Annotated in this window: 11 protein-coding genes and 1 pseudogene; 10 read left to right on the top strand and 2 right to left on the bottom strand. The window is 30.7% G+C overall.

The window, feature by feature from the left end; all coding sequences use genetic code 11:
• From GEZ85_RS10250 to GEZ85_RS08860, 4 genes and pseudogenes are all read left to right on the top strand, one after another.
• Positions 1-1,474, top strand: a pseudogene (locus GEZ85_RS10250) (hypothetical protein); the annotation flags it as partial.
• Between the two features lie 329 nt (positions 1,475-1,803).
• Complete coding sequence (locus GEZ85_RS08870) at positions 1,804-2,163, top strand: SAG1252 family conjugative relaxosome accessory protein (RefSeq protein WP_153210050.1); 360 nt, start codon at positions 1,804-1,806, stop codon at positions 2,161-2,163.
• A gap of 9 nt (positions 2,164-2,172) precedes the next feature.
• Entirely contained in the window at positions 2,173-2,538 is a 366-nt protein-coding gene (gene mobC, locus GEZ85_RS08865) for a plasmid mobilization relaxosome protein MobC (RefSeq protein WP_000263039.1), read from the top strand.
• On the top strand, positions 2,525-4,387 hold the full coding sequence (locus tag GEZ85_RS08860) for an SAG1250 family conjugative relaxase (RefSeq protein WP_153214838.1): 1,863 nt from the start codon (positions 2,525-2,527) through the stop codon (positions 4,385-4,387). The genes mobC and GEZ85_RS08860 overlap by 14 nt, the downstream gene beginning before the upstream one ends.
• A 43-nt stretch (positions 4,388-4,430) precedes the next feature.
• Here the strand turns inward: GEZ85_RS08860 and GEZ85_RS08855 are convergent, their stop codons facing one another.
• Positions 4,431-5,279 (bottom strand): helix-turn-helix domain-containing protein, encoded by an 849-nt coding sequence (locus GEZ85_RS08855; protein WP_153214836.1) that lies wholly within the window; start codon positions 5,277-5,279, stop codon positions 4,431-4,433.
• A gap of 349 nt (positions 5,280-5,628) precedes the next feature.
• Between GEZ85_RS08855 and GEZ85_RS08850 the strand changes: the two genes are divergently transcribed.
• The 6 genes from GEZ85_RS08850 to GEZ85_RS10420 all read left to right on the top strand — a co-directional run bounded on the left by GEZ85_RS08850 (position 5,629) and on the right by GEZ85_RS10420 (position 10,209).
• Entirely contained in the window at positions 5,629-6,270 is a 642-nt protein-coding gene (locus GEZ85_RS08850) for an ATP-binding cassette domain-containing protein (RefSeq protein ID WP_153210155.1), read from the top strand.
• A gap of 12 nt (positions 6,271-6,282) precedes the next feature.
• A complete protein-coding gene (locus GEZ85_RS08845) occupies positions 6,283-6,453 on the top strand; it encodes a hypothetical protein (protein ID WP_000757485.1) in 171 nt (56 codons plus the stop codon).
• A 367-nt stretch (positions 6,454-6,820) separates the two neighbouring features.
• Positions 6,821-7,678, top strand: a complete 858-nt coding sequence (locus GEZ85_RS08840; protein ID WP_153214834.1) for a helix-turn-helix domain-containing protein — start codon at positions 6,821-6,823, stop codon at positions 7,676-7,678.
• Positions 7,679-7,960: 282 nt separating this feature from the next.
• On the top strand, positions 7,961-8,845 hold the full coding sequence (locus tag GEZ85_RS08835; protein WP_153210157.1) for a radical SAM protein: 885 nt from the start codon (positions 7,961-7,963) through the stop codon (positions 8,843-8,845).
• Positions 8,838-9,395 carry a CYTH domain-containing protein gene (locus tag GEZ85_RS08830; RefSeq protein ID WP_153210158.1) on the top strand — a complete coding sequence of 186 codons (558 nt, stop codon included), beginning with the start codon at positions 8,838-8,840 and terminating at the stop codon, positions 9,393-9,395. The genes GEZ85_RS08835 and GEZ85_RS08830 overlap by 8 nt, the downstream gene beginning before the upstream one ends.
• Positions 9,382-10,209: a hypothetical protein gene (locus tag GEZ85_RS10420; protein ID WP_228112220.1), complete on the top strand. Its 828-nt coding sequence runs from the start codon at positions 9,382-9,384 to the stop codon at positions 10,207-10,209. Before GEZ85_RS08830 ends, GEZ85_RS10420 begins: the two co-directional genes overlap by 14 nt.
• 1 nt (position 10,210) lies before the next feature.
• Here the strand turns inward: GEZ85_RS10420 and GEZ85_RS08820 are convergent.
• The coding region (locus GEZ85_RS08820; protein ID WP_138008867.1) for an IS3 family transposase at positions 10,211-10,302 on the bottom strand (92 nt) is incomplete at its 5' end.

Raw genomic sequence — 10,302 nt, 5'->3', positions numbered from 1 at the left:
TGAAAAATCTGACGAAATAGTTTATCGTACAGATATGGTATTTGTGTTGCCGATGGTAAATAAAACAAGTGTTGATTTACTAAATAGAGAGTTTCAGTTACGACTATCTAAACCTGTTCTTAGGCAGATATATGATTTTTCAGGATATTATGGAATAGGGGGCGGCAAAGATTTCGAAACGATGCTGAGAATCATTTCTGATAGAGCCTCAGAAAACTCAATTTTAGATTCTTTATCCCTTAATTTTACACTAGATACAAAATCTCCGTATGTGCGTTTACCTAACTTACCTTCGCAAGACATAACAGTTTGGTATTCCCATATGTTTAAAAATACAATGAAGAATGCCAATTTATCAGAAATTGAAAAATTTAATAATAATCTCCATAAAATATCTGAGAAGTTAAAGTTATCATTAGATGATGAGTTTATTGATATACTTGTCAAATATGGGAAGCATATAAAATTCATTACAGATGCACCAATTGAATGGGTTAAATATAAAGATACTCCTCTGGGCTTAATAAAATCAATCAGCAGATTGCCAATTATTCCTGGTAATACGCTAGTAAACTCAGCAAAGCATAATTTACTAACAAAAATTCCAAAAGCTACTGTATCATTTTTAATTATTAATGCACTTAACCCTAATGACACATTATATAAAAATGGAAAAAAATTGGGAGAGCTACTAAAAGAGTATTTTCCTAAGCATTGTGTTAATTACTATGAAGTTAAAAATAAAACTGATTTTATTCGTACGATGAATGAAAACCCTTCAACTTTTTTTATTTACTATGGACATGGTAGTATGCCTGAAGTGAGTAGAAATCAAACAGATCAGATTGGTAAACTTCATATTGGCGATGATGAAATTGATATGATTGAGTTAGAAAATAATATAAAAGTTGTACCTGCTGTCACAATATTGGGAGCATGTCAGACTCAGGTATTGGATGCTCACTATTTAAATATTGGAAATATGTTTCTCGGGTTAGGAAGTCAATCAGTATTGGCAACATATTTCCCAGTTGATGGTTTCTATACATTTAGTTTAATAGAGTCTATTTTTAGACATTTAAAAAATTTTTTAAGCAATCAAGCGCCAGAGTATATAAAGAACTGGTCTGATATTATTTTACAAGCTCGACGAACTCATTATATCATTGAACCAATTAATACAATTATTGAATATTTAGATAAAAAGGGAGATAAAACTAGAGTAGACTCAGAAAGTTTGTCACAATATGTTATGAAATATTGTATAGAATCAAGCTGTAATGCTAACAACTCATATAGTTCTGTCATGGAGAAAAGTGTCATATATAGAGATGAAGCTTATAAAGAATATTTTAAAAACTATCCAGAATCGACTAGAATGTTAATTGATTATATTTTTAAACATAACTATGTCTTTACAGAGAGTATACTATTTACATCTCTTGGTTCTCCAGAAAAAATCAAATTTGTATAGAGCCGTTTTATTGAGAGCATTCAGCTCTCTTTTTTTTACTTTCTATTCAACGCGGTGATATCTTTTCCAAATCTTCCCTGTTATCCTTATATCATTCCTAAAAATTTTTAACTAGGGGTTTGGGGGCGGAGCCACCAAGTTATCTTATCGTTGGCTGTCAAAACTAGAAGGTTTTGATAGGCTGGCGATATGATTTTTGGGATATTGTGGACACAATATCTGAGCTCGCAAAGACCGAACAAGAACCAAGTGAGGTCTTTAGGAAGCGTACTGACAATGTGAGGTAGACTTACACTGTCAGACAAGTAGAATATTGAAGGGATATCAGAATGGGACAAGAAATTAAGTCAATCCGAAAGCAATTTAGAATTACGAGACAAGAAGAAAAACAGATAAAAGAAATGATGAGGGAACAAAAAGTGGATAGTTTCTCAGAATTTCTTCGTCAAAATTTATTGAAAAAGAATTATCAAGATAGAATTTTTGATAGTTGGTTCTCCCTTTGGCAGTCTCAAAAGTTTGAACAGATTAGTCGAGATGTGTATGAAGTTCTGGTTGTCGCAAGAGAAAATCATCAAGTGACTCAAGAGCACGTCTCAATCTTATTGACTTGCGTTCAAGAATTGATTGCAGAAGTGAATCAAGTGCAACCACTCAGTCGTGAGTTCCGTGAAAAATATATGGGTTAGGAGGATGTAATGGTTTATCGCTATCGTACCAATCTCAAAAAAGTATTTCTAACTGATCCAGAATTACACCAATTGAATGAACGGATTGCTAAGAGCAATTGTCAAAATTTCTCAGTCTATGCCAGAAAAGTTTTGCTTAATCCCAATATGTCATTTGTCACGATTAACACTGATACTTATGACCAGTTAGTTTTTGAATTGAGACGGATTGGAAATAATATCAATCAAATTGCGCGTGCGATTAATCAAAGCCATCTGATCTCTCAAGACCAATTACAAGAATTGAGTAAAGGAGTCGGAGAGTTAATTAAGGAAGTGGACAAAGAATTTCAAGTGGAGGTGAAAAGACTGAAGGAGTTTCATGGTAGTTACTAAACATTTTGCGACGCACGGAAAAAAATATCGTAGGCGTTTAATTAAGTATATTCTCAATCCTGATAAAACGGACAATTTGAAATTGGTATCTGATTTTGGCATGAGCAATTACTTGGACTTCCCTAGTCATGCAGAAATGGTAGAGATGTACAATGTCAACTTCAGCAATAATGACAAGTTGTACGAATCCAGAAACGACCGACAAGAAAAACACCAACAAACTATTCATGCTCATCACCTCATTCAATCATTTTCTCCTGAAGATAATCTGACACCTGAAGAAATTAACCGCATTGGTTATGAGACCATGATGGAATTGACGGGAGGTCGTTTTAAGTTTATCGTAGCAACTCATACAGACAAAGATCATGTTCATAATCACATCCTAATCAATGCTATTGACCGCAATTCAGATAAAAAGTTGATATGGAACTATGCCTTGGAACGAAACCTCCGTATGATTTCAGACCGTATTTCTAAAGTGGCTGGTGCAAAAATTATTGAGAAACGTTATTCCTATCGAGATTATAAAAAATATAGGGAATCTAGTCATAAGTTTGAATTGAAACAACGTCTTTATTTTTTGCTGCAGCAATCTAAATCGTTTGATGATTTTTTAGAGAAAGCAAAGCAGTTGCATGTTCAGATTGATTTTAGTCAAAAGCATAGCCGTTTTTTGATGACAGATAGAACGATGATAAAACCAATTCGAGGACGCCAACTCAGCAAACGAGATCTATATGATGAAGAATTTTTTAGAATGAATTTTGCTAAGCAAGAGATTGAAAGTCGTTTAGAATTTTTGTTGAACCGTGTCAATTCTTTAGAAGAGTTAATAACAAAAGCAAAAGAATTTAATCTAACCATTGACTTAAAACAAAAAAATGTAACTTTTATCCTGGAAGAAGATAATCAAAAGATAAGTTTAGGTCATCAAAAAATAAGTGATAAGAAATTATATGACGTCAAATTTTTTCAAGATTATTTTAAAAATAAGGAAGTCGGTACTTCAGAAGGATTAGAGAATTTACAGGCACAGTACCATGCTTTCCAAGAAGAACGAGATAAGGATAAAGTATCCACTGAAGAAATCGAGGAAGTCTTCAAGAAATACAAGGAAAAACGAGATGCTATCCATGAGTTTGAGATTGAACTTACGGATAATCAGATAGAGAAGTTGGTTGATGATGGTATTTATATCAAAGTGTCTTTTGGTATTAAGCAGAGTGCTCTCATTTTCATTCCAAATTATCAATTAAATACTCTAGAAGAAGAGAATCAGACAAAATATAAAATTTTTATACGTGAGACAACTTCATACTTTGTATATAACAAAGAACATTCGGATAAGAATCAGTATGTCAAAGGACGAACATTGATAAGACAGCTAACCAACGATAGTCGAGTAATACCATACAGAAGATCTACAGTTAAGAGTCTACAGGAAAAGATTACTGAGATTAACCTCTTCATTGAATTAACTGAAGTAGATAAGAAATACCAAGACATTAAAGACGAGTTAGTAAAAGAAATAGCAGAGATAGATATAAAACTAAATCAAATTAATGAAAAAATCGCCAACTTAAATAAGATGGCGGAAGTGCTTATCAATTTGAAGAGTGAGGATGTGAGCAGTCGAAAGCTTGCAAGATATGACTTTTCAAAATTAAATTTGCCAGAATCAATTACAGTAGAACAAGTAAGCGAAGAAATAAGAGCGTTTCAAGAGGAGCTAAATCATTATCTTTATGAGTATGAGAACTTAATAAAAAATTTAGAAATGTTTGTAAAAGTACTGAATGATAAGGATTTTGATAAAAAATTTAGTACAGAAATACTATTGGAATAACAAGAACTAATCCTATGGTGGTTAAAGATTAACTATCCTTGTGTTATTGATTAATATATTTGTCATAGTGCTCTTGGTACTGTGCTTTTATATTATGTTCTCCTAGAATTTCAAATACCTGAAGTGCTTGTTTCATCTTTTCGATTCCGTTCGCAGGATTGCGCTTAAATTCAAAATACCCACACGTATATAAGAAGACGGTTTGTTCATAATAGTTCAATTCATTGTTTAGTAATTTTTTTACTTCTTTGATTAGAAAACTACAATTTTGAAATTCTTCATTATCAATACTAACAATTAGGCAATTGATTGCTAATTGTGTAACAAGCCGTTTATTTGTCTTATTTAATGTTGAATAGAGATAATTTTTTAACATTTCTATAGTTAATAAGAAGTAGGAGTTATAATTAATTGTTCTTACACAGTTACCTAATAGGATAATTTCATAGTAACCCCAGTTTTCAACTTTAAAAAGATAATCTGTAAGCTGTAATAACTCCTCGTCCGAGGGGAGAAAACTTTTATTTGTGGTATAGAGAATCGATTTTACCATTGTCTTTTCATAAGGACCCAAGTTATAACTTGAAGAGTTTGATAGTAATTCAATAATACTAGCAAAATTTTTTGAGGAGTAGTGTTTTCGAATATATTGCACCAAGTTAGCGAATGATCCAATTCTAGTAGAGTTATTGTCATGAAGAATAATAAATTCATCCAAAGTTATATGTAATTTATCTAAAATATTGATTAATCTAATACAAGAGATTTCTGATTCTCCACGTTCAAATCTAGAGATTTGAGATTTAGATAAATTACTATCAGCAATTGAAGATAAACTTATTTTCTTTCCTTTTCGAATTTTTCTGAGTGTTATACCAAGTTTTGATTTCATAATTTTCCCGTTTTCCCAACAAAAAAGTAATTGATTTTTATTTATTGTACAATAAATAAAAACTGAAAGGAAGTCTAAATATGAAGAAAATTTTAAAAAATTCTCTAATTTTATTGTTGGTAATGGATATTATTATCGGTGGATAAAATGTTTAGGTGTACACCTAAGTCTTTAGATATCATCTAAAGACTTAGTACTGGTTGGAGGACATGATGAAGGATAGTATGGTTAATTATTGGTTAAATTATTTTCCGGAGTATAGTTTAGAGACGTTTGAAGTAGAATAGATATTAAGGACCTATCTTTCTCTTATTCCAAAGACTCAGCTCCTGTAATAGAAAATTTAAATTTGACTATTGAGTCAGGACAGAGAATTGCACTAGTCGGTCAATCGGGGTCAGGAAAAAGTACGTTATTAAAAATACTATCAGGATTATATAAGATTGATACAGGAAAAGTTTTATTTGATGGTATAAATATTAATCAAATAGATAAAAAAATATTAAGTCAAAATTTAGGAGTAGTTCCACAAGATTCGTTTTTATTGAACAGAAGTATTCTTGATAACATAACTTTAAAGCACGAAGTTACTTCACAAAAGATAGAGGAAATTTGTAAAGCAGTTCAAATCTATGATGAAATCATGGCTATGCCGATGAAATTTAATACTATCATCTCAGAGATGGGTTCAAATATTTCAGGTGGTCAAAGACAACGGATAGCACTGGCACGTGCATTAATAAATAATCCTAGTATTGTAATTTTAGATGAAGCAACTAGTGCATTAGACACTATTAATGAGGAAAGAATAACAAAGTATATAAAAAGTCAGGGCTGTACTCAAATAATTGTAGCTCATAGATTGTCAACGATTAAGGATGCGGATATTATTTTTGTAATGAAAGGTGGTAAGATTGTTGAGTCAGGAAATCATAAGTACTTAATGGCTCTTGGTGGAGAGTACTACAGCTTATATACAAAAAGGAAATGAGGTGTAAAGAAAATGAAGAAAGTAAATGAATATGTAATTTCAACAGCAGCCTCACTAGGGGTGATGATTGGAATAGTATTTGCAATTTTTTTAGATTTTCCAGTTGAATATGGTATTTCTTTAGGCTTGTTGAATGGAATAGTATTGGGTTCGCTGATTTTTTACAAAAACAATAAGAATTAAGCACAATTTTTTGCTGTAAACTAAGGAGTAGAGATGGCTATATAGTGTCTTACTTGAGATTCATAACTGTTTTCTAATTCTTACTATTGGAACTAACTCTTCAATAAGCAGCAACCATTTTTAGGTGTCTTTCTACATTATCGCTTACCTGTACAGGTAAGATTCAACCTCCACTATAATGCTAAAATCAATAATCAATAACAATATTGATGTAAAATTTAAAAGTTTTTTCACACTAAACTTCTCTTTATTTTTTATATAATAATAGAAATACTATTTTAGCTTTACTAAAATCTAGAATATTTGAAAACTAATTGGCTTACTTATATATGAAATCATCCCTAATCTGCAACAAGGAGAGGAATCAATGAAAAATTTAGGACAAATCTTAAAAAAAATTCGAGAAGCTAAGGGCCTCTCTCTTTACAATGTTGCTAATGACAAGATTTCTACCTCTCAGTTATCTCGCTTTGAAAATGGATATACAGATATTACTCTCAGTAAATTACTTTCAGTTTTAAAGACACTGGACGTATCTTTGGAAGAGTTTATGTATTTAGGGCGTGGTTTTCGTAAGATGAGTAATTTTGAGGTGATTGATAAGATCAATAATTATTTTTATAAGAATAACAGTCCAGCTTTGAGTCGACTTCTCATTAATTTCACAGAAAAAGAAGAGGAGAAATTAAGTAAGAAATTAACAATAATTTTAATTAAGTTAAAACTCCAAGAAATTGAGAAAGATAATATTGTGACTTCTGAAGAAATTGATTTTATATCAGACTATTTATTCAGCATAGATATCTGGGGTGAATATGAATTAGAGCTATTTTCCTCCACAATGGAAATTTTTTGCCAATCAAGTATTATGATATTAACGAAGGAAATGGTGAGGAGAACTGATTTTTATAAACATTTACCGACCCATAGAAGATTAATTACCAGCATGTTATTTAATGCTTTTAGCCTCAGCGTAGAAAGAAATAATATAGTTGATGCATCTTATTATAGAGAACAATTAGTCCAGTTATTTTTTGATGAAACAGAATTATATGAAAGATTAGTTTTTCACCTCATAGATAGTTGTTACAATTTTAAGATGACAAATGAATTGAGTAATATTTTAGAGATGAGAAAGTGTATTGGCTTTCTGAAAACCTTGGAAAGCATGAGTTTAGTAGATAGATGGGAAAAATATATTGAGAGAATACTTAATAGTAACTAATTGCAAATTAGGGATAAAAACTATTAGACCAACTGCTAGTGATATAATAACATTAGGCAGTAGGTCTAATAGTTTTTATAATCAAGGAGGATTAATCATGAAGAAATTATTTAAGTTCTGGGAAGATGTTGTTTTAGTATAGAAATAAGTCTTGAAAAACTGGATTTGAAGAATTATTTTGATTAAACAATTTTTAGTTAGGGTTCTGTTAAGGAATTATAGTATTTAGAGTTACAAGTTTGAATATCGAAAAAGATATTCACTAGAACTGGGGTGGTTGTAATGAGTGTATTAGAGTTTATAAAACCTAGAAAAGATTCCGTATATACTCCATTGAATAGTATTAGGGTAAAGCTGACAGATAACTGTAATTGGAACTGCTGGTGGTGTCATAATGAAGGAACAGGTAGTAGGGAACAAAGATTAATAAAAAATATTGATTTTTTCAATGATAAATTTTTTAATGATTTTATTGATCTAACAGATTCCTTAAATATTACTGAGGTACATTTGACAGGTGGTGAGCCTAGTTTACATCCAGATATTGACTTAATTATTAAAAAACTGAAAGAATATAATTTTGTTGTTAAGGTGACCTCAATTGGAGGTAAAAAGGAGATTTTTGATAAGATAATATCTTCGGGAATAGATGGAATTAATTTTAGTTTACATGCGGTAGATACGGTTGAAATGTACAACACTCAAGTTAATCGTTCTAATAGATGGGTGGAGCAAAATCATCGGAAGTTAAAAGAACTAATAGAATATGTAAGTAGAAAAGGAGTTCCTGTAAAGATAAATACTGTTGTAGCCAGCTCTGAAGATTTCGGTAGAGCTTATGAGGTGATGAAGTGGGCTAGTAGTCGCAACATTGCCATAAGAATCTTAAACGAAGTTGAAAACAATGAAAAATCTATTAGTGCGATTAGAAATTTTTTTGATTCGTTAAATGGTATTGAAATAAGTAGGAAATATATCAAAGGAAGTTCATCTGGAACGATTTTTTATTGTGGTGAATATTTTTATGGAATACGATTAGAAAATTTGCTTGGTAATTACAATATTAGGCTTTGTGTCCATAAAACATCACCAGAAACTTACTATAGACTGAGTGAATTTAAAGAGACTTCAGCCTTTGAAGAATTGAGAGGTAAAATTAATGAATGAATTAGAAGTTAGATTTGAACTTAACGATGAGAGGGATTATAATAATGCTATTGCATATTTAGAAAAATCTTATAAATTTAAGTGTGAAAATAAGCAAGTTGATGAATATTTTAAAACAAAAGGAAGAGAATTTGAAAATGATGAGGTAGGTAGCTTTATTTACAGAATTCGTCAAGAAGCTGATGATAAGACATGTGTTTTCACAAGAAAAGATACGATAAAACAAGGAATGTGGAGTGAAAGTGAAATAGAGTTGGAATCTGAAAAATTAGAATTTGTAAGGAAAATCTTGCAAGATGGTTTTTCAAATATTTTTACAATAAGTAAACATAGAAAGACTTATCATGATGTATTAGAAAATAAAACGATTAATCTAGATCAGATTGATGGTCTTGGATTTTATCTTGAAATAGAGATTTTAGGAGATTTTTCAAAAGAAGATTATAATAATTTTTATGAGAAAATGTGCGGAGAGTTCTCGTTTTTAAATTCAAAAATAGAAACAAAGGGCTATGTCCAATTAATGAGAGAAAAAAATGGACGTAATTGAAATTATCAAACAGTTTTATTCTTATGGTCAAGAAAATGGATTTCGAAAACTACAAGAAGGTAAAGTTGTTAGACCTAGAGGGTCAGAGACTATCTTTAATATGTCTGCTATTTCAGAGCATATTAGTTTGTTTGATATGCTATCTGAAACTGGCTGCGTGGAAAAATATGTAACAAAACAGCTATCATATTTTTCAAATAAGTTAGATGGCGTCGGTATTAATAGATTGACTAACCCTATGGAAGTTGGCTTATCATTTCTAGTGAAGAATTGCAAAGAACCGGAAGAGATGATTTATCATGCTTTAGCTTTTTTGCAAAGCATTGGTTTATTTACACACCGTATATATGTACGATGTGATAAAGAATTAGAGTTTCGCAGATGGTACATAAAAACAGGAATACCATCTGAAAATATATATGAATGGAAAAATATTGAGAAATTTCATATAGGAAAACAGAGACCTACAGGTAATTACTCTTACTTATATTACAAGTATCTTAATGGTGTAGTTCCGTTCGGAACAATTGCAACTATATATAGAGATGGAAACTACCATTTTGATGTAGTTTTTTATGCAGAACGTTTAGCAATGATTCTAGAAGAAAAAGAATCAATCTGGGGAATTTCCGAAATTAATTTTTTGTTGCCAGTTGTGTCATCATTGCCTATTGATTTTTTAAATGTTAATAGATTCGTTTTACTTTTTAGAGTTTTGGTTTTATTAATTCATGGTGGGATAGGAGAAATTTCAAATAAAAAACAGGGGTATTTTTTAAAAAAATGTACTGACCCCAAAAAGTTAGACAATTAATTTATCCGAAGGATTTAGTTCTGTATTGTACAGGGCTAAGTCCTTTTAGTTTTACCTTAATTCGTTTATTGTTGTAGTAATCAATATAGTCTA

The sequence above is a fragment of the Streptococcus mitis genome (assembly GCF_009496205.1).
GTDB lineage: Bacteria > Bacillota > Bacilli > Lactobacillales > Streptococcaceae > Streptococcus > Streptococcus mitis_BN.
Note: the sequence above shows the minus strand (reverse complement) of the source record. Positions and strands in the feature narration are given on the sequence as shown.